The sequence below is a fragment of the Microcoleus sp. MON2_D5 genome, from assembly GCF_036701905.1.
Classification (GTDB): Bacteria; Cyanobacteriota; Cyanobacteriia; order Cyanobacteriales; family Microcoleaceae; genus Microcoleus.
In genome coordinates, this window is record NZ_JAUBRM010000028.1 from 55,145 (window position 1) to 78,377 (window position 23,233).

Genomic DNA, 23,233 nt, shown 5'->3' on the forward strand with positions numbered 1-23,233 from the left:
CGCGTGTTCAATTACTTTTTGCCTAAGTTGTGTTTGAGATGAGGGATTATTTGATTGGAAATTTGAGATTGTGAATTAAATTATTGATTGGTGGATTAATTTGGGAATAGCTTGTAAAAGTTGGGCTTCGCTGTAAGGTTTGGTGAAGTATTGATTTGCGCCTAATTCCATTGCCATTTGCCGATGTTTTTCCCCGCTACGGGATGTCAGCATGGCTACGGGAATCTTAGCAAAGCGCTCGGTCGATCTGATCGATCGCAACAATTCAAATCCATCCATCCGGGGCATTTCAATATCGACGATCGCCAAACTGCAATCAAGACCATTTTGCAACTTTTCCAGGGCATCCACACCGTCTTTAGCCTGTACCACCCGGTAGCGAGCACGAGTCAGCGTCAGAGACAGCAACTGGCGAATTGTATAGGAATCATCCACTACCAAAATCTGCGGTGACTGACTCGAACTCGGCGGTATCTCCTGCACTTTACCGGAGACAGCGGCGATCGAACTATTTACCCCAGGTTGGCCCACCAAATCGTCCACATCCAGAATATTCACCACGCGCCCGTCCCCCAAAATCGTAGTCCCCAAAACGCCGCGAGGTTTGGATAGAGGCGGTGGCAAAGGTTTAACCACTATTTCCTGCTGACCGATCAGCCGTTCCACGGCCACCGCCAGCATTCCTTCGGTAGAAGCCAAAACCAGGACAGGAATTTCGTCTTGGGTCAAAGGGTCAGGAGAGGGGGCATCCGGCCCGACGACGCTGTATTCGAGCAAATCTTGCATCCTCACCAAACGAATAAATTCCTCCCGCCACCACAGCATCGGCTGATTGCCGGCGATGTGAACTTCCGAGGCTTTAATGTGCAGAATTTCCTCGACTGCATCCAGCGGCACTGCTATTTTATTGTGATCTGTCCTCACCATCAGTGCATCAGTAATCGACAGCAGCAGCGGCAGTTTGATAATAAAACTCGTACCTTTTCCCAGGCGAGAGTCTACCTTCACACTCCCCCGCACAGTCCGCAAATTTGTTCGTACCACGTCGAGCCCGACTCCCCGCCCCGAAAGGTCGCTGACTCCTTCTGTAGTGCTGAAACCCGACCAAAACAGAAAATCGTAGAGTTCGGCAATGGAAAATTCTTGAGCTTGTTCCTCCGTAGCCAAACCCTTTGTGACAACTTTACGGCGAATCATTTCCGGGTCAATGCCTCTGCCGTCATCGGCGACAGTAATAATCGTTTGGCCGCCTTGGTGGCGGGCTTCTATTTCTATTTGACCGCTGGCGGGCTTGCCGCTGGCTTTCCGAACTTCGGGCATTTCGATGCCGTGGTCGAAAGCGTTTCTCACTAAGTGTATTAAGGGGTCGCGCAAAGCGTCGAGCAAACTTTCGTCAATTTTGGTATCTCTTCCCACTAGCAGCAAGTTGACTTCCTTATCGTATGTGAGGCACATCTCCCGCAGGGCTCTGGGCAAGTGATCGACGGCGCGACTGAAACTCACGACTCGCAACTGCATGACGCGGCTGCGTAGTTGTTCGGTAATGCGGCGCAGTTGGTCGGTACTGCGCTCGAATTTCATCGCTAAGGTGTCTAATTTGGTGGCGGAGTGAGAAATTGCTTGGGCAGTTTCGATGACTTCTGCGGCTGTCGAGTGGAACTCTGTATAACGATCCATCTCTAAGATATCGAAGTGAGCATGGGCCGGAGAGGATTTGCCGTTAGCGATCGTTGGGAATTCTGTCTCTGCTGCTGCAAGTTTTCCCAATCCAGAGTTCCCGTTTCCCCCCCTCCACTCTGCAAAGCTGAGTCTGTCGTATTCTTCTCGCAACTGACCGCCGAATTGGCTCAAATCTACGATATTGCGGCGGATGCGCTTGACTTCGCCGCGCAGTTCGGATTCTTGAAGTTCTAAATTTGTACGGTTGATGACTAATTCCCCGACTAGATTCACCAATTCAGTTAAGCGTTCTAAGTCTACCCGGATTGTCGGCCTTTGCGGGTTGGGGACTGGGAGAGTCGAGGAGGGGGGGACAGTCGGGGAGGGGGAGGGGGAGATTTCCGGGGGAGTCGGGGAGGGGGAGAGGGAGATTTCCGGGGGAGTCGGGGAGTCGGGGAGTCGGGGGGAGTCGGGGGGAGTCGGGGAGTCGGGGAGTCGGGGGGAGTCGGGGGGAGTCGGGGAGGGGGAGATTTCGGGGAGGTCGATCGCCCTTCCTTCCAATATTTGTTGGCGTGCGATTTGCAAGTTTTGGGCGATCGCCCAACCCTCGGATTGCAACCGTTGTAGAGTCAAGTCGGGAGAGTCGATCAAAGCCCTGAGGGCTGCGGCGATTTCCCCAAATTCCGGCAATAGCAGCATTCCAGCCAAACCGGAAAGTTGGTAGTAAACCTGGTTGAGGGCGGTGACGCTTTTTGCCAAATCTGCCTCGGAAGCTTGGGAAAGCTCGGTTTCTAGGCGATTGAAGAGTGCCGGCACTTGGTGTTCAAAAATCTGTTTCAGGGTTTCCGGGGCGGCAGATTGGCTGACTGCGGGGACTGGCGCCGGTTCTGACTTGCCGTACTTGGCCTGCAACTGAGCGAAAATTTGGGCGATCGCCTCCAAGTTTTCCGTTTGATCTGGAGTTGTGACATCGGAGTGTTGAACTGATTCGATCGTAATCTTTTTGAGAGCATCCACCCCCTGCAGCAAAACACTCACAGTAGTCGGTTCCAGAGCCGACAAGTCTGTGCGATCGCGCAAAATGACAAAACAGTCCTCCAGCGTATGAGCTGCGACAGACACGTTTTGAAAGCCCAACATCGAACCCGCACCTTTAATCGAGTGAGCCGCCCGAAACATTTCTTTAACTGCTGCTTGTCGCTCTTTCAAACCCGCAGATTCCATCGCCAGTAGGTTCGTCTCCATCGACTGGAGAAACTCTTCGCATTCTGCGGTAAAAGCATCTATTAATTCGTTTAAATCGTCATCATTCATATTAGTTTGTTGTCTGTTGTCTGTTGACAGTTAACTGTTGTCTGTTGACAGTTAACTGTTGTTTGTTGTCTGTTGGCAGTTTATATATATAATATTTGCCGTAATTTAACTGTAATTGTTGTCAGGGTTGGTTCACGATTATCTATAAATTCGCATTCAGGATATTTGTCAACCCGCCCCGACAACAACGATAGTTATTAGTGATTCGTATAACAGTCCACAGAGAACAGTTAACTGTCAATCAACAGTCCACAGAGAACAGTTAACTGTCAACTGTCAACAGTTAACTCAACTAACTGCGGAAATTCGCCACCGACTTTTGCAATTGGCCCAGAGAACCAGACAGGTCGTCCAAAGATGCTTTGACATCCGCACCTTTTTGTGCAGTCGTGTTAGCAATCTCGTTGACTTGCTGCATACTGTTAGCAATTCCCTCAGCCGAAACAGTTTGCTTGGCAGATGCGATAGTAATATTCTGCACCAAAGCATTCATTTCTCGACTAACTTCGATGATGGCATTGAGGTGAGTTTTAGCTTCGCTTGCCAGCTTAGTGCCTTCCACTACCTCCAGCGTCCCGGATTCCATTGCCTTCATCACGCGGCTGATTTCTTCTTGAATTGTACCGACAATTTCCGAGATTTCCTCAGTAGCGCCGGCGGATCTTTCTGCTAATTTCCGCACTTCTTCAGCAACAACTGCAAAGCCTAAACCTTGTTCGCCGGCTCGCGCCGCCTCAATAGTAGCATTCAGAGCTAATAAATTAGTTTGCGAAGCAAGTTGAGAAATCGAAGTCACAATTTTGCCAATTTGCTGCGAAGATTCCCCCAAACGCTTCATCATTTTCGAGGTAGAGGCGATCGTCAACCGGAGCCCGTTAATGCCTTCGACAGCTCGATCGACCGCCATACCGCCGACTTCAGCCGTTTGAGAAGACTGCTGAGCCACTGTTTCCGCCCGCACCGAAACATCTCGCACGTCGCGGATCGAATTCACAATCCGCTCGATTTCGCGCATGATGGCAGATATTTTTGCTGCTTGAATTTCTGCCTGTTGGGTGAGTTGACTGGTATTGTTAATTGACTCGTCGGTGGCAGATGTTACCTGTTCGGCTAAAGTTTGAATTCCCGTTACCACTTTCCGCAGAGAACCGATTAAGAAGTTGAAAGAGTCGGCGACAGCACCTAAAACGTCGTTAGTAACTTCCGCCCTGACTGTCAAGTCACCTTGAGCCGCGCCTTTAATTTCTCCCAACAATTTAAGGACTTGCTGCGTCAGAGAATCAGCTTCAGCTTTACGTTCTGCTGCCAATTTTCCTAGTCGTTCTTCTGCTTCTTTGCGCTCGGTGATGTCAAAGCGAATGGCAATATATTTAACTATGGTGCCGGTGGTATCAAAAATGGGAGAGATCGTCGAATCTACCCAATAAAACGAGCCATCTTTGCGCCGGTTTTTGACTTCCCCTTTCCACACCAAACCGCGAGAAATTGTCACCCACATTTCTTCAAAAAATGATTTGGGATGGTAGCCGGAATTGACGAGGCGGTGGTTGCGGTGCAGGAGTTCTCCTATGTTGTAACCGGAGATTTCAATAAATCTGTCGTTGACGTAGGTAATCACGCCTTGGACATCAGTTTCGCTGACGATCGCAGCTTCGTCTAGGGCATTTTGCCGAGTTTTTAGTTCTTGCAGCAAGCGTTCCTGTGTCTGGGCCAACTGCTGCATTTGCTGCTGGGATGCTTTTTGTTCGGTGACGTTGCGACAAACGATTACGCCGCCTTTAAGCGCCCCCCTTTCGTCTTTGAGCGGCCGGCCGTTAATTTTGACCCACAGGCCGTCAGGCTTACCTGCGTGGCGGGTGAAAAGCTCTACTTCGTCAACGGATTCTCCTCGCACCGTGCGCGCTAAGGGTATTTCTGCTGGGGGATAGGGAGTTACGGTATCGGGCAAGAATAAACCGTATTTTGCCGACCATTCGTTGGGAAGAGTCTCTGTCGAACCCGTGCCAAAGATATCTTCGGCGGCGGGGTTGAACAAAATAAAATTGCTATTTTCGTCGGCAGCAATTATGCCGTCGCCAATGCTGTTTATGAGCAGTTGCAAGAGATTGCTTTGCTGGCGAAATTGGTCTTCTGAACTGGCTAATTGGGCTGTTGTTTTTTCCAGTTGCACCATCGCGTGTTTGCTTTCGGTAACGTCGCGAGCGACTGCATACATGAGCTTTAGTTCGGTTACAGGTCGCACTTTCCACGACAACCACTTGTAGGAACCGTCTTTGCAGCGGTAGCGATTTTCATAAGACTTTAATTCGGCGCCGCTGGCTACTTTTTCCGCTTGTTCTATGGTTGATTCGCGATCGTCTGGATGGACTAAATCGATATAATAGTTGTCTTCAAGTTCATGCGCCTTGTAGCCGAGTGTTTTTTCCCAAGAGGGATTGATGCGCTTGAATTTGCCTTCAAAACCTATAATACAAACCAAGTCTAGGGAAAGGGTAAAAAATCGATCGCGCTCTTCTTCTGCTTTTTTGCGCTCGGTAATTTCGATCACCACACCCCCGACACCGATGGGTTTGCCGTCAGAGCCCGGCAAAGGAAAGTATGATGCTAGCCAATCTCGCACGACGCCCGGTTGGTTTAAGGTTGAGCCAGACATTTCAACGTTTAACAACGGTTGGTTGGTGACGAGAACTTGCTGCAACATCGGCTGTAGGGTATCGACCATTTCGGGTACAACTTCCCTCACCGTCTTACCGAGGTGTTCGGCCACTGAGGGGCCGGTGGTTTCCGCTAATTTATCGTTGACTTGCACGAAGCGCAACTGCTCGTCAAAAATAAACATTGAGGCCGGGGCGGCTTTGAAAAATGCGTCAAAGCGGGTTTGACGCACAACTAATTCTCGTTCTAGGGCTTTGCGATCGCTGATGTCGCGAGCTTCGGGAATCAGCAGCACGACTTTGCCACTGTCGTCTACGATCGGCTTGAGGGAGAAGTCCACAGTTATCACAGCACCCCCAGCAACGAGCACGTCGGCTTCGTAGCGGACTACCTCGCCGGCGGCGGCTTTTGCGAGCGCAGCTTGCACTTTTTGCTTGGCTTCTGGGGAAATTTGCCACCACAAATTATCTACAAACTGCGTGCCTAGGAAGTCTTCGCGCTCCACTCCGGCGACGGCGAGGGCTGTTTGGTTGACTTCCAAAACGGTTCCGTCTGGTTTGAGCAGCCCTATTAATTGGAACGATTGGTCGAAAATGGCTCGGAATAGTCTTTCGCGATCGCGCAGCATCTCTTCTGCGCGTTTGCGATCGCTGATGTCGCGAGTAACTGTTGCGAACCCCATAGGCTCGTCGGTTTCTGGGTTTTTGACTGTAAATAGGGTAAAGTCAACCGGAAAGTCTTGGCCGGTTTGAAAGTTCCTCAAGCGGAATTCACCCTGCCAAAAACCGTCTCGTACAGTAGCCGGCACGATTTCTTCTTTGAAAATCTTAGCATCTTCTACTGAGAAGAAGTCATACATACTTTTGCTTTTGACTTGTTCAATATTTTGCAATCCTACTTGTTTAAGTCCAGCGGCATTCAGGTATGTTCCCTGTCCCTCCATGGTTGCCGTGCCGATAAAATCCGAGCTGTTTTCTACGATCGAAATCAATCTTTCCTTTTCGATTTCGGCTTGCTTGCGCTCCGTAATATCGTTGTTAGTTTCTAAAATTGCTTTCGGTTTTCCCTGTTCGTTTCGCTGCAAATTCCAGCGACTGAATACGGTAATTTTGGTGTCATAATTTGTGGTGTGAATTATTTCTCCTTCCCAATAATCCTGCTCTTCTAACTGTGCCACTATAGCTGCTAAAGGCTGGGGAAAAATGCTGTGCAATAGAATATGGGTGAGTTTCCCCAAGGCTTCTTTTTTTGTCCAGCCGTACATCCGTTCGGCTCCCTGATTCCAATAATTAATCGTGCCGTCCATATCCCGAACGATCAAGGCGTCGCTTGCCAGGTCAAGCATTTGCAAGTTCTGCTGCAAGGCTTCTTCTGTGCGCTTGCTTTCTGTAATGTTGCGGGCGATCGTTGACAGAAATTCAATTTCTCCCTTCTCGGATTTGTTAGCAATAATTACTTGAGAAACTGGTATTTCTTGGCCGTCTAAAGTTCGCCACGTTGCCTCGCCGCTCCAGGTCCCATCCCGGCAAGCTGCGGGGATGCCGACGTTGAGAAGAGTGTCGATACTTTTGGGCGATGTCAGGTCGGAAATGCTGAATCCGGCTACATCTGCGTTTTCGCCAACTCTCAACATTTCTCTGGCTGCGCGGTTGAGATAAATGGTGCGCTGTTGGGAGTCGGCGATGCCTACCCAGTCTGTGGTGGTTTCTAAAATTGCTTTGAACCGCAATAGTTCTTGTTCAGATTTGCGGCGCTGTGTGATGTCGCGTGCCAAGCCGAGCATTCCTAAAGTGTTGCCTTCTGCGTCTTTGAGAGGCAATTTCAGCGTGTCGAAGCTGTGTACTTTGCCGTCGGCTAAGGTGGCTGAGTCGTTGGAGTTCGGGGCCAGATGGTTGTCTGCCCGGAAGTTTTGGATTTGGTTCTGGGAATCGGTTTGGGCCTGGAAGCTGCCAAAGATTCGATCGACCGATATGCCTATTTCTGCGTCGTCTTTGCCCATAATTTCTGCTTGAGTTTTGCCGAAGGCGGTGGCGAAACTTGCATTGACTAGGGTATAGCGCGAGTTTCGATCTTTGACAAATATGCAGTCTGGCGTAGCGTCAATGACTGTCCGCAGCAAGTTTTGGGAGCTTTCTACTTCAGCGAGTGTCTGTCGCAGTTGTTCTTCCATTTGCACGCGCTTGGTGATATCTCTCATCGCGGAAACGAGAAATTTCCTGCCGTCGGTATCTACAAATGTAGATTTTTTGGCGGAGAGAAAGCGGGTGTTTCCTGCTGGGTCTATGAGGGTTTTTTGGATTTCGCTGCTGGTATTTGTCAATAAAACTAATTCGTCTTTTTCTCGATATCTCTGGGCTTCCTCTTTGGGCAAAAACTGGTCGTAAGATTTGCCAATTAGTTCTTCTCTGCTGTGACCTATGTATTGACAAAAAGCATCATTTAATATAATCCAGCGGTGCTGTTGGTCTTTGACATAAATCGGGTCGGGGATGCTGTTGAGGATGTTGTTTAAGAATAGTTCTGAGGTTTTTAATTGCTCTTGGGCTGCGGTGCGATCGAGAATTTCCTGTTCCAATTGTGCGTTAGTTTGCAGGATCTGCTCGGTTCTTTCATTCACTCGCTGCTCTAGTTCTGCGCTTAGCTGCTGCAATGCGGCTTCTGCCTGTTTGCGCTTGGTAATCTCCCGGCCTTCTGCGAGGATTTGAAATACTTCTCCTGTTGCATTTAACAGCGGCTTAAACGACAAGTCAATTACTGTTACCTGGTTGTTAGCTCCGGTGATTTCGTATTCTTCCCGGACAAAATTTCCGGCAGAAACTTGTTGAATGTTCGTTTTTAGGCGCTGCTGGTTGGTTGGGGATGATGCCCACCCTGGAGTCAGCCAAAATTTCAGCCCCTGCACTTCTGATGCTGGGAAATCGCCCAATTTTAGCGCTGTCTGATTGGCTTCGATCAGAGTACCGTCTGCCTCCAATAATGCGATCGCTTGAAAAGCTTGGTCGAAGATTGCGTGAAATCGCTGGGTTGTTTCGCTCAGCGCTTGTTCTGTTTGTTTTTTAGCGTTAAGGATGCGGGTGGAACCTACTAAGAAGCCGTAGCGGTTCGACAAACTCAAAAAAGCGATCGCCGCAATTACAGTGATCCAATCGAACACAGTTTGCACTACCGCAGAGTGCGGCAGTCCTAGGTATTCGGCAGCGTGGCCGCTGTGGCCGAAAGCGCAGCTCCAAAATATGCCTGCTGAGACTGTGGCGAAGATGTCGAACCCGAATTGCCGGTTTCGCCACATAGCTAAGCTGATTAGCCAAGCGATGGCAAAGTAACATCCAGAAATGATGACATTAGCAGCCCCAGCTAGCAGCGATGGGGAGAAGTCAGGCAACGTCAGGGTTAAAGTCGTTGCGATCCAGGTATAGAGAATTTCGATCATAAAATTAAGGATGGGCAAATCGGATGCGGGCGATCGTTAGTTAAATGTATTGATGCAAAGCAGTTGCAGACTTACGTTTATGGTGGATTTTTACCAGCGTTCGGAATGGGCGATCGCTTCTACATCGACAATCATTAGCAAGCGTCCTTCGGAATTGTACAGACCTTTTAAGAATGGAGCTAGGTCGGGACTCACATCTAGTGCTGAGACAATGCGATCGGGATGGAGAGGTAAAACTCCTTCGACGCGGGAAACGGCTAATCCTAGGCGGATTCTCGACAACAATCTCACGTCTCGCGGATCGGGCGCTTCTACAACTAAGATGCGGCTGTTTGGGTGGTAGATGTCAACCGACTCAATACCGACGAACAGTCCGAAGTCTGCTGCTGCTAAGATTTCGCCCCGCAAGTTGGTTAATCCCAGCAAAAATGGCAGGGTGTTGGGAACCAGGGAAATCGGTTGTTCCTTGAGGGAAAGGACTTCCCGCACTGCCTCTAATTCTATGCCGAACAGACTGCCTCCCTGACCGAACAGGAGAAATTGCTTTGTTATACTTGTCTGATTCCCCCCTGCCGTGGGAGCCGTTATTTTCATGGCTTATTTTTTGTTTATAGTGTAGCTTACCAATTAGAATTTTGCTTTGACCCTAAAGTCGATCGCCGATCTAGTTTTTCTGCATCAGTTTTGGTGCGTCAAATGTTTATGTTAAATAAACCGCCGGTTGGCAAACAAGCAGGTTGCTATCATTAAATATAAAACTTTTATGGGTTTCAAAAACCCAGTTTCTTAAAAAAAACGGGGTTTGTCGGTATAATATTTTTGGGAAAGCTGCCGATCGCTTTATATTCGGATTAGGCGGAAAGCAGACGCTGCACTATGTGGAGGAGTTGCTGAGGTTCAAAGGGTTTGCTAACGTAAGCGTCGGCGCCTAAATCAGTTCCCCAAGCTTTATCGATCTCGGTGTTTTTATGAGTACAAAATACTACGGGCAATTTGGCAGTTGCGCGATCGCCCCGCAATTCTCTGATCACTTCAAACCCGTTCATTCGTGGCATCACTACATCTAAAACGACCAAAGCCGGACGGGTTGTGCGGATCATGGCGATCGCTTCTTCGCCGTCGCCTGCCCGGATCACATCCATTCCGGCATCTTGAAGAATGCGGCAGATGATTTCTAGTTCGCTCTTAACGTCGTCCACGACTAAAATTTTTGACATATTCCACACTTCCTTGCTGTTATTGACAGCGGACTACGTTTATTCAGAAGCTGGCGCGACCGGCGGCGATGAGACTAGACCGCTTTGCGGACAAATTAATGTACTTCCAAATACAATATAGCCGATCGTATGGCTGAAGGTTGGCGGTCAGCGATAAAAAGCGATAAAAATTTACTTTGCTAACGGAATCACTCTGAATAAATTAATCGGCAATTAGTAATGGATCGTTGGTAATTTGCGGTTGGGAAACCCACAGGTTTTAGTAGAAGGATCGATGGGAAGACCAAAGCAGGATTTGCTATGATATTGTTTTAGCTTTATTCCCACTCACTTAGTTGAGACCATTGCCTAAAGGAGGTAGGGTAATTTTTTAATTAGCGCCACAAACAGCAAGTTAAAAGTAGTTATAGCGGTGTTGTTACTGGTTTTAAAATATTTTTTTTAGTTAAAAGACAGCCCAATATCGCTTAGTGAGCGCTATTATTTTATTAATGAGACAAGTCAAAATAGAGGAGGATAACAAGGACATTTAAAGAATTTTATTGTGTGCGATTTATAATTGGGGGGCAAATTCAATGGATCGCGCGGCAGTCCCATTTTACCCAGTAGAGGAGTGTTGGGTTCACCAAAACTACTACCCGCAGGCGATCGCCATCCTTGAGCTCGATCGTGGGCCCAGCCGCAAAGACTGCTGCAAGATGCGGTCAATCGATTTTAGATTTTAGATTTTAGATTTTAGAATTGAAGAAAGCGCTCCCACTGATAAATCCGGGGGCTGGTGATGAGCATTCGGAGCTTTTTTCTCGTTTCACGGATGAATCCGGCAGCCCCGGATGACATTGCTTGATTGTCAAATTAGTCGGTGAGGGAGAGACGGCGATCGGCTATAATAAAGGGCTAGAGGAAAAGAACACCGAAAACCCGAAAATATGGTTGCCATCCAAAGAAATCTCAACATTGCCGCGCTAGAAGCAGAATACAGTCAAAAAACACCGCGAGACATTCTCAAATTTGCCCTAGAAAATTTTGACAATATCTCGATTTCTTTCAGCGGGGCTGAAGATGTAGTTCTGATCGATCTTGCCTCAAAAATTACCAAAAATTTCCGCGTTTTTACCCTAGATACCGGACGGCTGCACTCAGAAACTTATCAGTTTTTGGATCAAGTCAGAAAACATTACGGCATTAAATTAGAAGTAATGTTTCCCGATGCAGCAGAAGTACAAGCCCTAGTAGAAGAAAAGGGATTGTTTAGTTTTTATCAAGACGGTCACAAAGAATGCTGCGGCGTGCGGAAAGTCAAGCCGCTGCGCCGCAAACTGAATACTCTCGATGCTTGGATTACTGGTCAGCGGAAAGACCAAAGTCCCAGTACCCGCAACGGTATTCCAGTTATTGAAGTTGACACTGCATTCTCCACTCCCGACCATGAATTGATTAAATTCAACCCCTTAGCAAACTGGTCTTCGGCAGAGGTTTGGGAATACATTCGCGCTTTGGATGTCCCTTACAACAAGTTGCACGAACGCGGTTTTATAAGTATTGGTTGCGAACCTTGTACGAAGCCGATATTGCCGAACCAACACGAACGTGAAGGTCGCTGGTGGTGGGAAGAAGCGACCGTAAAAGAGTGCGGTTTGCACGCTGGTAACGCGCAAAAATAGTAAATCACTTAAGGAGTAAGGTGCGCCTAGCGCACCAAAAAAATAGTAGGGTGCGCCTAGCGCACCTTACCCAACCCAAAAATAAATGCACTTCACATAAATCGTAGCCGAAGAATTCGCAATTAAAATAAACACAAATTAAGCTGACCTTGCCCTAGAACTTTGATATAATGATCGACATTCAGAATTAATACTAGCGGAAGAATTCGCAATTAAAATAAACACAAATCAAGCTGAGTTTGGCCTAGAACTTTGATAGAATGATCAACATTCAGAAAAGTTTTTAAAGTAGGTACTATATGCTCGCCTCAACTAGAGAATTGCTGAACACAGCCTTGAGAAGTGGTTATGCGATCGGCGCTTTTAACGTCTACAACCTAGAAGGAGTAAAAGCCGTCATCAAAGCGGCCGAAGCGCTGCACAGTCCTGCTATACTGCAACTTCACCCCAGCGCCCTCCTATACGGAAAATCGCCTTTAGTCGCGCTGTGCATCAAAGCGGCCCGCGCATCTTTTGTGCCGATCGCAGTACACTTAGATCACGGCACCTCAGAAAAAGACATTCACATCGGTCTAGCCGCCGGCATTAAATCAATTATGGCAGACGGTTCTCCTTTGCCATACGAACAAAACTTAATATTTAGCCGGGAAATGACTAAATTAGCCCACGCTAACGGTGCGGCAGTTGAAGCAGAAATCGGCAGAATTAGTGGCAGGGAAAACGGTTTGACAATCGATGAGAAAGCCGCAAGGATGACCGATCCAGTGGCAGCAGTAGAGTTTATCAAAGAAACTAAGGTGGATTTTTTAGCCGTAACAATTGGTAACGTTCACGGCAAATATTTCAGCGAACCAAAACTAGATTTTCCTCGTTTGGAAAAAATCCGGGCTGCTGTTTCAGTGCCGTTAGTGATGCACGGTGCTAGCGGCTTGTCGGAATCAATGATTCATCAATGTATTCAATTCGGAGTATCGAAATTTAATGTGAATACAGAAGTTCGCGAAGCTTATATGGACGTGTTAAAAAGTAGCATTTCTGAGGCACATCCGGATTTGTTGGAAATAATGGAAAAAGCTATCGATGCCATGCGATGGGTCATTTCTGACAAACTGCAACTTTTCGGTTCTGTCGGTAAAGCTTATTTGCATCACTCTGTCGAGACGGCTGAATTGACCGCAAAGAGTACCCCCAACAAACAAACAAGCCGCAACCAATCAAGTTTCGATCAAAGGTTAAAGCCTGTGTATAGTGAGGCCTTGAGTCTTATGTTGAAGTAAAAAAAAACTAAAGTCCTGACTGCGAACCCGTTTTTAGTCAGGACTTCAGTCCTCTCTAACCGTTTAAAAATCGATCGGGGTCGATGCCAGATTCCCGCAGCCACCGAATTAAAGACTGCAATTGAGCTTCCGCTGACTCGGCCCGCTGCCGTTGCTGTTTCGCTTCAGTCAGAATCCAATTGCCATCAACATCATACCAGCGCAGCCACAGTCGATCGATTTCCTAAAACTCTGCCACAAACCCAAGCCCAAAATTAGGTCACCCATCCACACTCGCGACTAGGGCAATTCTAATTCTTGATAGTGTCCGCCCTTCAATTCAAACACTCGCAATTTGTTAGTATAGCGGCTGAAAACAGCATAAACAGAAACCCACAAATTTGGCTCGTAAACATCCCATTTTTTCGGCGGTTCCTCCTTCGTCTCCGCCTCCAAAACTGGCTCGTTACCCGCAGCGTTTCCCGACTGAGGTGGCAAATTTTCCTCATCCGTATTGTCGCCTAAATCTTCTTTTTCTGTTCCCGGCGAAAGCAGTTCTACAATTACAAAAGGATTCACGCCTTCCTGCCAAGTAACGTAACTCATCCGCTGTTCGGAGCGATCGTCATGTCGGGGAACTCCCACAACTCCAAACCAATCCGGCCGCTTGTGCCACAGAGTATGATGCACGTCCTAATAAAGGTTCATCTCGGTGCCGCTAAATATCTCAGAAGCTGGATAATTCCGAGGCAGAAACGTCAGGCTCAACAACTGCGGCTCCAAATCGTGAAATTCGTCCCGCAAACCAGGTTCCTCCGCGTCTTCGCTGGGTAAATCGTACATCGTCGGCAGCGTTTATCTGGGCGATCGCAGCGGATCTGTTTGCGGCACAGGATATTATTTAAAAAGCAACATATAATATTGAGAAATGACTGCATTTATGCTAACATCATTTTTTTAATACTTGCAGGACTAGCGCCAACACCCTGTAAAACGTTTATTGCACCCTTTTCTTCCTCTCTTTTGTGAAGTCAATCTCACCTCTTAAATCTCAAATCGACTGATCCGAAATTCTGCACTATGATCGACATCCCTCAACTGATTGCTCAAGAACTTTCCATTAATCTGTCTCAAGTCAATAATGCTCTGGAACTTTTCGCCGAGGGAGCAACTATTCCGTTTATTGCCCGCTACCGCAAAGAACGCACGGATTTGTTGAATGAAATTCAGTTGCGCGACATCTCCGATCGCTTCACCTATCTGACGGAAATAGAAGAGCGCAAAAAGTCGATTTTAGAGACGATTAGCTCTCAGGGAAAACTCACTGAAGAACTGCAAGCAAAAATCGAATCCTGTTTGCAAAAAAACGAACTCGAAGACCTTTATCTGCCTTACAAACCCAAGCGGCGGACGCGAGCGACAATTGCTAGGGAAAAAGGTTTGGAACCGCTGGCGAATTTTATCAAATGTCTGAACTTACCGACGGCTAAACCAGCAAATTTGGAGGCGGAAGCAGCTAAATACATTTCGGAAGAAAAGGGCGTTAAAACAGCAGAAGAAGCTCTCAAAGGTGCTGCGGATATTTTGGCGGAAGCGGTTTCGGAAAAAGCCGAATTGCGCGCTTATTTGCGAGAGTTTTTGATGAAAACAGGAGTTTTTGTCTCGAAAATTAAAGAGGATTTCCCGGAAGGCAGCACCAAATTTGAAATGTACCGCAATTACCAAGTTGCAGCGAGAAGCGTTCAGTCGCACAATATGTTAGCGCTGTTTCGCGGGGAAACGGAAGGGGTTTTAGATTTGGAACTGGCGTTTGATGAATCCGCAGTGATGGCTTATTTGGAAGCTCAGGAAATTAGAACTAGGATACCGGAAGTTAAAGAGTTTTATCGATCGACTTTGAAGGATGCCTTCAACCGACTGATGAAGACTTCGTTAATTACAGAAGTGCGATCGCACAACAAAGCCGTCGCTGATATCGAGTCGATCGCTACTTTTGAAACCAACCTCCGCGAGTTGCTGCTGTCGGCGCCAGCGGGAATGAAACCCACATTGGCGATCGATCCGGGATTTCGCACGGGGTGCAAAGTTTCCGCCCTTGACGAAACCGGGCAATTTTTAGAATATCAAGCAATTTTCCCCCACCAAGCAGCCGCTCAGCGCCAGCAAGCTGGTAAAATTGTCAAGCATTTAATTGAAAAATATAAAATTGAATTAATCGCGATCGGCAACGGTACAGCTTCCCGAGAAACAGACGAATTTGTTTCGGAAGTTTTGGCAGAAATGGAAAGGAAACCAATTAAAGTCATGGTGAATGAATCCGGTGCATCGATTTATTCAGCAAGCGAAGTGGCGATCGCCGAATTTCCAGACCTCGACATCACCGTCCGCGGCGCAGTCAGCATCGGACGGCGCTTGCAAGACCCCCTCGCCGAACTCGTGAAAATCGACCCGAAATCAATAGGAGTCGGTCAATACCAGCACGATGTTGACCAAAAACTGCTCAAAAAGAAACTCGACGAAACAGTCGAAAGCTGCGTTAATTATGTCGGAGTTGACTTAAACACAGCCTCCAAAGAACTGCTGACATTTGTATCGGGAATGACGGCAACAGTTGCCAAAAATATCGTCAATTACCGCAACGAAAACGGCGCATTTAAAAATCGCCGCCAACTCCTGAAAGTTCCCAAACTCGGGCCAAAAGCTTTTGAACAAGCAGCCGGGTTTCTCCGCATTCGCGGCGGCGAAAACCCCCTGGACAATACAGCAGTTCATCCCGAAAGTTATCCGGTAGTGCAGGCGATCGCCAAGGATTTAGACTTGCCTCTGACTGAAATAACACAAATTTCGGAAAAAATTAAGACTGTAAACATCAAGAAATATGTCACAGACAAAGTAGGAGAACCAACCCTCCGAGACATTATTTCCGAACTAGAAAAACCGGGAAGAGACCCGCGAGCCGAGTTTAAATATGCCACTTTCCAAGCAGGAATCAAAGAAATCTCCGACTTGCAAGTTGGCATGGAATTAGAAGGAATAATCACGAATGTAGCTAACTTTGGAGCCTTTGTTGATGTGGGGGTGCACCAAGATGGTTTGGTTCACGTTTCTCAATTAGCCGATCGATTCGTAGATGACCCCAAACAGATTGTTAAAGTCGGACAAGTTGTGAAAGTGCGGGTTTTGGAGGTGAATGAGAAGTTAAAGCGGGTTAGTTTGACGATGAAGCTGCAAGAAAAACCGCAACCGCAAAATGGCAATAGCGCCAGGCTTCCGGCCCCGCGCCGTCGTTAAAACTAAGGCTGAAAGCTGAAAAAGGGCGATGGCGTCCCGCCCCGCAAGCTACGGCTATAATTGTGCCTCACCAACCTCAAAATTATATGGTTGCAAGTAAAAGCGACACCTACGTCTCTCCTGAAGATTATTTAGCAGCCGAGAAAGTCAATCCGATCGAACACGAGTACAGGCACGGGAAAATCTATACAAAAGCAGGAAAAAGTAAACCTCATGTCATTATTATGGGGAACATATCTCTACTTTTGAAAAATCATCTTCGGGGAAGTGGCTGCATACCTTACATGGCAGATAGGAAAGTTTTGGAGGAGACATCTAATTTTTTTGGTAGTGGTGAATAGTAATGGTCAACAGCGAAGAGAGGCATTGTAATGATGCACCAACTACCAAATTGCACCAATGCAATGGTTGAATATCCTCGTTTACCAGCTTACCATTACTATGCTTCACTACCCAAAGATAATCAATCAAATCTGTTTAAAGCCTCTCAAAAAGTAGTCTAATCTCAGAGTGAGAGCGACAAAAATCAAACCCACGAACACCTACATGGACGCACAACAACTCGAATCACCACAATTTATGCCATCGCTCCTCAATTATTACCCCTGTGGGCGGGCGCTAAACACATAATTGCGATCGAGAGAACTGGCAGCAGATGGTAAGGGAAAAAAAGTCGTCGTCGATTGATTGATTTCCATGAAACACATTATTATTTAAGTAGTTTGGATTGGTCGGCTCATCAATTTGCGGATGCAATTCGGGGACACTGGCTAATTGAGAAGCGACTGCATTGGGTTAAAGAGGTGACCTTAAATGAGGATAACTGTATTCATCGCGGTGGCAACTCACCTGCTAATTGGGCAACGGTTAGACAATTTTTAGTATCGCTCGCTCGGATGAATGGTACAAATACTCTTCCACAAGCTTTAAGATTGATGGCCACCCAGGTCGAAAAGCTTTGTGAGTTGCTTTTCGGTTTTCAGTGTCCAGACAAACCAGTTAAATCTTTCACGTAGCATCATCAAATTGCCCGATCGGCTTAGTTTATTTTTTCGACAATTAATCCACCCTGCTTCCCTTGCTGCTGTATGTGGGAGAAACACACCGCACTCCCAAACAACGGTGGATGAGCCATGATTGCCATAGCTACGTTGCCAACTACATCGAACTGCACCGCCGTTATTCCCTGGATGTGGCTGTGGCTATTGCGTTTTGGTACGGAGCGCCAGTTAATCGAAAACAGCGACTACAACTGGAGTCAGAGCTTATCTATAAATGGAAGTCGCCATTTAACAAAGAATGCTGGCAGTGGTGGGGACAGCCATTTGGCAAGTGACTCCTGCAATCTTCACACTTGTCGATCGTCGGTGACAAACATCACTCATGAGCTTGTGTCAAGTCACTGTTACATCACTTAACACTTTGTTACATTGATTTACATAAGAAAGCAAAGGAAGAACAAGCGATGTACACCACCGACGAAAACGGAACCCTCAACAACTACGCCGTCGTACCCAAAATTTCTTACGCCGAGTACCCTTCACCCGACCAGCAGCGTCGCTACGCCCTTCAAGGTGCCGGTGCTGTCTTGTTGGTGACGTTCTTGGTGCTGACTGCTTTCGCTGCCTAACTTCAAGCATTTGCCCGCACTCGTTTTTACTGCCTCTTGGGTTACAGGAGGCAGTTTTTCAGTTTATATTTGGCAGTACCGCAGCTCGAATCGGGTAGGTGTTTAGCAAACCGAATTTCTAAGGCTACCGTTCCAATAGCCTTTCTTAAAAAGATGAGGTACACGAGATTACCTGAATATCGAGATTTTCAAGCCTTATTACATACCTCATTTATCTGAGAAATGCTATAAAAACCGGATTTAGGTAAATGCGAATGGAAGGTATCAGTAAAACAGTTCGGGATTGTTCCAATTCACAAAGATTGTTGAATAACTAAACAGTCCTTAAAAAAAGGGCTATTTCTGGCTGTTTGCGTAAGCCTTGTAGAGTATTTCAAGAAAATCCATGAAAAACATTGTTTATCGATATTCACTCTTGTGTACCCTAGGAGTTTTAATCTTCGTGCCACTAACGGGAATACTCTCCCCAGGTAGCAGTAGCAGCCAGCTTTCCCCATCAGTTGGTCAAAAGCAAGTTTCACGTAAACCTGCTCCCAGTACAAAGCTATACAATAATTCGACGTATGGTGTTACCTTTAGCTACCCCAGCAATTGGCAACCTACAAAGGGCTATGAAGAACGTTTCAGCGCAGCGGATGGATTCTTCCAGATAACGGGGTTGTCGTCACCGCCACCGTCAACGATTCAGAATGTTTGTAAGGATGCACTGAATCATAGACTAAATCCCTACGGTACTCGTCCCCAGATGCAGAGGTTACAAATCCAGGGCCGCCCAGCGTGTTTAATTTTGCCTTCCTCTGACCAAGATCGGACAATGGAAAGAATGGCAACGCTGATTGTCCGCTATCCCACACCGATTCGCCTGAATGGGACAAACTACAATCACCTCATGCTGTCTGCCGACAAGGAACACATTCGCCAGATTGCTAACGGGCTAAGATTTACAATGCCAAGGCGATAGTACAGCAACCGCCAAGGCGGTTAGCGCAACGATATCCTTGTCGGGGGCGACGGCAGCGATATCCTCAATGTCGCGAAAGGTTTTGATACCCTAAACGGCGGTTTGGCAAACGATATTCAAGTCGGCGGCGCGGGCAATGATGTATTTGTTTTAGGTGCCGGATTGGGAATTGATACGATCGCTGATTTCGCCAAGTCTCAAGATACCGTGCAATTATAGCAACCGCCTTGGCGGTTAAGCCGCTGTGCGAAGCACAGCTTCCATTGCATCTCTCAGACAGCCGTATTGAGTTAGTTGTTTACGAATTCGACTCTTTAACCATGACCAACATCGCTCAATTTTGTTAAGATCGGGAGAATAAGAGGGTAAGTATTTTAACTGACACCCGGCTGCTTCAATTAATTGAATAATATTTCCACCTTTATGAAAAGTGGCATTATCTACAATTAGTATTTGCCCGGGTTTGAGCGTCGGTATTAAACAAGCTTCTAACCCAGTTTCAAAGACCGTTCGATTACAAAAACCCTCAACAGTAAAGGGAGCCAATAACTGCCCATTACAAAAGCCAGCAATCATATTAATCCGCCCTTGCCTCCTCCCACTTTTGAGATCGTAAAACCGCTGACCTCTTTCATTCCATCCATAGCTATAATTTTCTCTCTTGTCCATCCCTGCTTCATCTATATACACTATTTCTTCGGGTTTATACACGACTATCTCTTCTCTAAATTCAGCTCGTTTTATTTCATTTCGCTCTTGATAACCATAAGTTTTTTTTTGCGAGTGAACCCGATTTTCTTTAAAGCTCTTGATATAGTACGAGCGCTAATTTCTTCCGACCATAGTTGAGCCATCTCTACTTGAGTTTTATCTCCATTAACCTCGACAAATTTGGTAAATTTTCCCCAGTCAGTAATTTTATGCCCATTCCCAGGTGGTTTATTCGGCAGTGCTTGAAAGTCCCCTGTCTCGCGTTCCCGCTTCAACCATAATCGAATCGTGTCACGACTAATACCGAATAGAACAGTGGCTTCACTAATCTTTAAGCCATCAAGCTTGATGGCTTGGATCACTTTTTGCCGGAGATCGTAACTGTAGGGTTTGGGCATGGGTTTCTATAAGAGCACAGCCGGAGCCAGATTAAGGTCTACTTCCAGTCTATAGCTTAACCGCCAAGGCGGTTGCTATAATCAATGGCTTGACCTTCCGACAGCTATCAATTTCGCCAGGAACTGACGGCACCTTAATTACAGTAGCCAGCAGCGGTGAAGTTTTAGCTTCTTTGATACGTGTTGCTCCCAATCTCATCGGTTCTGAAGATTTCAGCTCGCTTTAGAGATAGTAAAGTGATCATTTGTGAAATCAGTTTTTCTCAGGGGACAAGATTTAAATTGGCGAATACTACTTGACAGTAATAGGCACAGTCGTTGCATTTTTATAACCTTTTTTTTACCGCTAATTTACAAGAAATAAACAGCAAACTGAGCAAGGTTAAATTTATATGAAAATTATCCCAATGGTTGTTTTCGATCGAGAAACCGTTTCTGTAATCTGCAACAACCCTGTCAATCTATCTTGTCCAAATAACCCTAACTTCAGCTTTAAAACTATTGTTTGAAGTTGAATATACCACCAATTTTTATTTCTCTGTTAAAACCATTCACTGTTATAATCATAGTCGTCGGTAATTAATTTGTGGCGATATAAAAAATTTTACGAGTAAGCTTTTTCATCAAATAGCTTGGGCTATCTTGAGAAATAAAATTATACAGAATGAAATATTATAAAGCGTGATACCCCTATAAGGGTTACATATAATACTGTTTCGCTTTAATTCTAATTCCGAGGTCTTCTTATGCCAATCGAACTTTCAGGTATAACCTTTACCGAGCAGGGTAATTCGATCGGCGTGTCTGGCGAGGAAGGAATACTTAATAACGGCTTCGCTAATACTCTTGCGGGCGAGAACTTAACCCTCGGTAGCAGGGAGAACAGTATCAACAGCACTCCGACAAGGATCAGCGGTTTCTACAACAGTGCCACCGTAAATACTGGTGATAGTAACGACTTAATCGTTGCTGCGGCAGACTACGGCAACTTAATTCCTGATACTTACGAGTACAGGGTCAGTGGCATCCACAACACGGGCACGCTCCATACGGGTGAGGGAAACGACTTAATCCTTGGCCTCCGTTACAGACAAGGAAAATACAGGTCGAGCGATCGTGAGAGTAATGGCATTTTCAACGAAGGAGGCACCATTGATACGGGTGGTGGTGATGACATAATCACGGGCCTTGCCCAGGGTTTTTTGAGCGTAGGAATCGAGCATAACTCAAACAACCCCAACTTGCAAAGCCCGATCATCATAAAGACTGGCTACGGTAATGACACGATCGCGGGTACTGGCGAATACATGGGCTTACGTTTTGGTTCCATCAATGGTTCCATCATTGATACTGGGGAAGGGGATGACGCAATCACTGGCACTGGTGGGTATTCTGGCACAGTTTTATATTCCTCTTTTCTCAACACCGGCGAGGGTAACGACACAATCACTGGCATTTCAACTCAGGGCGACGCCATTGCCAATTCCTCTACCATCAATACCGGGGATGGCAACGATATAATCACTGGCACTAGCACTTACAGCAGCGCCATCTTCAATACCGGCACCATCAATACTGGCGACGGTGATGATATAATTCTTGGCATTAGGACTGATTTTCGCTTTGGCGCGACCATCGCCAACAGCGGTACCATTAATACTGGTAATGGCGCGGACTCCATCATTACTGATAGCGGCTTTTCTAGCTTGGGCAACATATTTTTAGGAAAAGGTACAGATTATATCAGGGGTTCTGGTTCTGCTACTTTCTATGGCGGGAAGGATCGAGACTCGCTGGAATTAACATCAGGCAGCTATACCGTTGAAATATTGGGGACAACGGTGGGTTTTAGAAGTAGTAATGGCACTATGAAAACTTCCGAGTTTGAAAAACTAATAGCGGGTAGCACAACCTATGACTTTACAAGTTTGACCAACGGTCAGACAATTTTTGTCGCCTAGTAGTGTATTTGGAAGTAGGAGACAGCTAACTAACAGAAAAGTTTTGCTGTCCTAAAAGACCCTTTATCGTCTTGAGAAGAATCGACCCCACATTTCTTGTCCCTCAAATGAGTGACACTCAAAGATGCGACTGGTCATGCGCCCATAGGATTGCTCAGAATGGGTTCAGGTACAAAGGAAATCACGAGGTTCAGAGTATGTTGGGATGGAAAAGCATTCTTAAATCAGGCGATGGGTTGGCAGCAGCGCGACAAGATGTGCGGGAATTGCAAGTGCGGTTGATTGATTTATCTAAACAATCGAAGCGCCCCGATTGGCATCCCGGCAACCCAGATGGTCAATTCGGCCCTAAAACTGAAACCGCCGTAAAAGCTTTTCAAAAAGACCAAAATCTTGTAGCTGATGGTCAAGTTGGTTCCCTTACTGTAGAAGCGCTCTACAAAAATTATGCCCAACTGCGAGATTTCTTAGGCGCTAGGCAGTGGCAACAAGCGGATGAAGAAACAGCCAAACTCATGCTCAAAAACGTTGGACCAGGAGAATTTGCTGATTCCTTCGAGCCAGGAGAAATCGAGCAAATTCCCTGTTCCGACCTCCACGCTTTAGACAAACTATGGTTGGCATCTTCTGGCGGTCACTTCGGCTTCAGCGTTCAAAAGCGTATTTGGAAAAGTACCATTGCTACTAATCCAGACGTAGACGATGCGGGCCAACGCTTTGGGGAAATTACCGGACACTTTGTGGACGGCGAATGGATAGAGTACAAGCGCGTTACCTTCAACCTGAGCGCTCTTGCGGGTCACTTACCTACGCTGTGGTGGCGGCGCAGCACGGTACTGGCTGGCTTCGGTCGTCCCGTCGCATCTTTGGTATCCCGCATGGATAGTTGCAAGCTACCTTGACGCTCCTTAATCAAACTGCAATCAAACTGATTGTATTCTTGAGCGATCGCATCTCAACATCAAAACTCACCCAGCGCCATCACCACAGCCAGTTTCAGGAGTTTCGAGATTTCCAGGCGGTGTCAACCACCCATTCCAACGGTCGCGGCTGAAAATTCAGTTCGCGTTTTGCCTTGGCATTCGA

Annotated in this window: 18 protein-coding genes; 11 read left to right on the plus strand and 7 right to left on the minus strand. The window is 46.8% G+C overall.

Annotated elements, in window-relative coordinates:
- Nucleotides 1-75: 75 nt before the first annotated feature.
- From QUA47_RS12450 to QUA47_RS12465, 4 genes are all read right to left on the minus strand, one after another.
- Nucleotides 76-2,973 carry a hybrid sensor histidine kinase/response regulator gene (locus tag QUA47_RS12450; RefSeq protein WP_333430969.1) on the minus strand — a complete coding sequence of 966 codons (2,898 nt, stop codon included), beginning with the start codon at nt 2,971-2,973 and terminating at the stop codon, nt 76-78.
- 292 nt (nt 2,974-3,265) lie between these two features.
- Nucleotides 3,266-9,058 carry a PAS domain S-box protein gene (locus tag QUA47_RS12455; protein ID WP_333430970.1) on the minus strand — a complete coding sequence of 1,931 codons (5,793 nt, stop codon included), beginning with the start codon at nt 9,056-9,058 and terminating at the stop codon, nt 3,266-3,268.
- Between the two features lie 90 nt (nt 9,059-9,148).
- Entirely contained in the window at nt 9,149-9,652 is a 504-nt protein-coding gene (locus tag QUA47_RS12460; protein WP_190662981.1) for a chemotaxis protein CheW, read from the minus strand.
- Between the two features lie 257 nt (nt 9,653-9,909).
- A complete protein-coding gene (locus QUA47_RS12465) occupies nt 9,910-10,275 on the minus strand; it encodes a response regulator (RefSeq protein ID WP_333287695.1) in 366 nt (121 codons plus the stop codon).
- 929 nt (nt 10,276-11,204) lie between these two features.
- Between QUA47_RS12465 and QUA47_RS12470 the strand changes: the two genes are divergently transcribed.
- The gene (locus tag QUA47_RS12470) at nt 11,205-11,939 is read left to right on the plus strand and encodes a phosphoadenylyl-sulfate reductase (RefSeq protein ID WP_190733564.1); all 735 of its coding nucleotides are present in this window, start codon (nt 11,205-11,207) and stop codon (nt 11,937-11,939) included.
- Between the two features lie 299 nt (nt 11,940-12,238).
- Nucleotides 12,239-13,216 carry a class II fructose-bisphosphate aldolase gene (locus QUA47_RS12475; protein ID WP_333430971.1) on the plus strand — a complete coding sequence of 326 codons (978 nt, stop codon included), beginning with the start codon at nt 12,239-12,241 and terminating at the stop codon, nt 13,214-13,216.
- 279 nt (nt 13,217-13,495) lie between these two features.
- Here the strand turns inward: QUA47_RS12475 and QUA47_RS12480 are convergent, their stop codons facing one another.
- Together QUA47_RS12480 and QUA47_RS12485 are read right to left on the minus strand one after the other, a co-directional pair.
- Complete coding sequence (locus QUA47_RS12480; RefSeq protein ID WP_333430972.1) at nt 13,496-13,885, minus strand: Uma2 family endonuclease; 390 nt, start codon at nt 13,883-13,885, stop codon at nt 13,496-13,498.
- A gap of 3 nt (nt 13,886-13,888) precedes the next feature.
- Nucleotides 13,889-14,038 (minus strand): hypothetical protein, encoded by a 150-nt coding sequence (locus QUA47_RS12485; RefSeq protein ID WP_333430973.1) that lies wholly within the window; start codon nt 14,036-14,038, stop codon nt 13,889-13,891.
- Nucleotides 14,039-14,275: 237 nt separating this feature from the next.
- Between QUA47_RS12485 and QUA47_RS12490 the strand changes: the two genes are divergently transcribed.
- The 7 genes from QUA47_RS12490 (at nt 14,276) to QUA47_RS12520 (ending at nt 19,296) form a co-directional block, all read left to right on the plus strand.
- Nucleotides 14,276-16,486 (plus strand): Tex family protein, encoded by a 2,211-nt coding sequence (locus tag QUA47_RS12490; RefSeq protein ID WP_333430974.1) that lies wholly within the window; start codon nt 14,276-14,278, stop codon nt 16,484-16,486.
- 86 nt (nt 16,487-16,572) lie between these two features.
- Nucleotides 16,573-16,827, plus strand: coding sequence for a Uma2 family endonuclease (locus QUA47_RS12495; RefSeq protein WP_333430975.1), 255 nt, complete (start codon nt 16,573-16,575; stop codon nt 16,825-16,827).
- Nucleotides 16,828-17,169: 342 nt separating this feature from the next.
- Nucleotides 17,170-17,502 (plus strand): ISAs1 family transposase, encoded by a 333-nt coding sequence (locus QUA47_RS12500; RefSeq protein WP_333430976.1) that lies wholly within the window; start codon nt 17,170-17,172, stop codon nt 17,500-17,502.
- Between the two features lie 74 nt (nt 17,503-17,576).
- Nucleotides 17,577-17,822: a hypothetical protein gene (locus QUA47_RS12505; protein ID WP_333405604.1), complete on the plus strand. Its 246-nt coding sequence runs from the start codon at nt 17,577-17,579 to the stop codon at nt 17,820-17,822.
- A 129-nt stretch (nt 17,823-17,951) separates the two neighbouring features.
- Nucleotides 17,952-18,116, plus strand: coding sequence for a photosystem II assembly protein Psb34 (psb34, locus tag QUA47_RS12510; RefSeq protein WP_333405603.1), 165 nt, complete (start codon nt 17,952-17,954; stop codon nt 18,114-18,116).
- An 814-nt stretch (nt 18,117-18,930) separates the two neighbouring features.
- Nucleotides 18,931-19,077 carry a hypothetical protein gene (locus tag QUA47_RS12515; RefSeq protein WP_190660285.1) on the plus strand — a complete coding sequence of 49 codons (147 nt, stop codon included), beginning with the start codon at nt 18,931-18,933 and terminating at the stop codon, nt 19,075-19,077.
- A gap of 33 nt (nt 19,078-19,110) precedes the next feature.
- Nucleotides 19,111-19,296, plus strand: a complete 186-nt coding sequence (locus QUA47_RS12520; protein WP_333430981.1) for a hypothetical protein — start codon at nt 19,111-19,113, stop codon at nt 19,294-19,296.
- A 15-nt stretch (nt 19,297-19,311) separates the two neighbouring features.
- On the opposite strand, the gene QUA47_RS12525 is transcribed toward QUA47_RS12520, so the two are convergent.
- Nucleotides 19,312-20,186, minus strand: a protein-coding gene (locus tag QUA47_RS12525) for an IS630 family transposase (RefSeq protein WP_333430977.1) whose coding sequence is annotated in 2 segments (ribosomal slippage) — nt 19,312-19,854 and nt 19,857-20,186 — 873 coding nt in all. Because the reading frame shifts where the segments join, the coding sequence is not laid out codon by codon here.
- Nucleotides 20,187-20,932: 746 nt separating this feature from the next.
- Between QUA47_RS12525 and QUA47_RS12530 the strand changes: the two genes are divergently transcribed.
- Together QUA47_RS12530 and QUA47_RS12535 are read left to right on the plus strand one after the other, a co-directional pair.
- Nucleotides 20,933-22,147: a hypothetical protein gene (locus QUA47_RS12530; RefSeq protein ID WP_333430978.1), complete on the plus strand. Its 1,215-nt coding sequence runs from the start codon at nt 20,933-20,935 to the stop codon at nt 22,145-22,147.
- Nucleotides 22,148-22,344: 197 nt separating this feature from the next.
- Nucleotides 22,345-23,049 (plus strand): GUN4 domain-containing protein, encoded by a 705-nt coding sequence (locus QUA47_RS12535; protein WP_333430979.1) that lies wholly within the window; start codon nt 22,345-22,347, stop codon nt 23,047-23,049.
- Nucleotides 23,050-23,233: the final 184 nt, after the last annotated feature.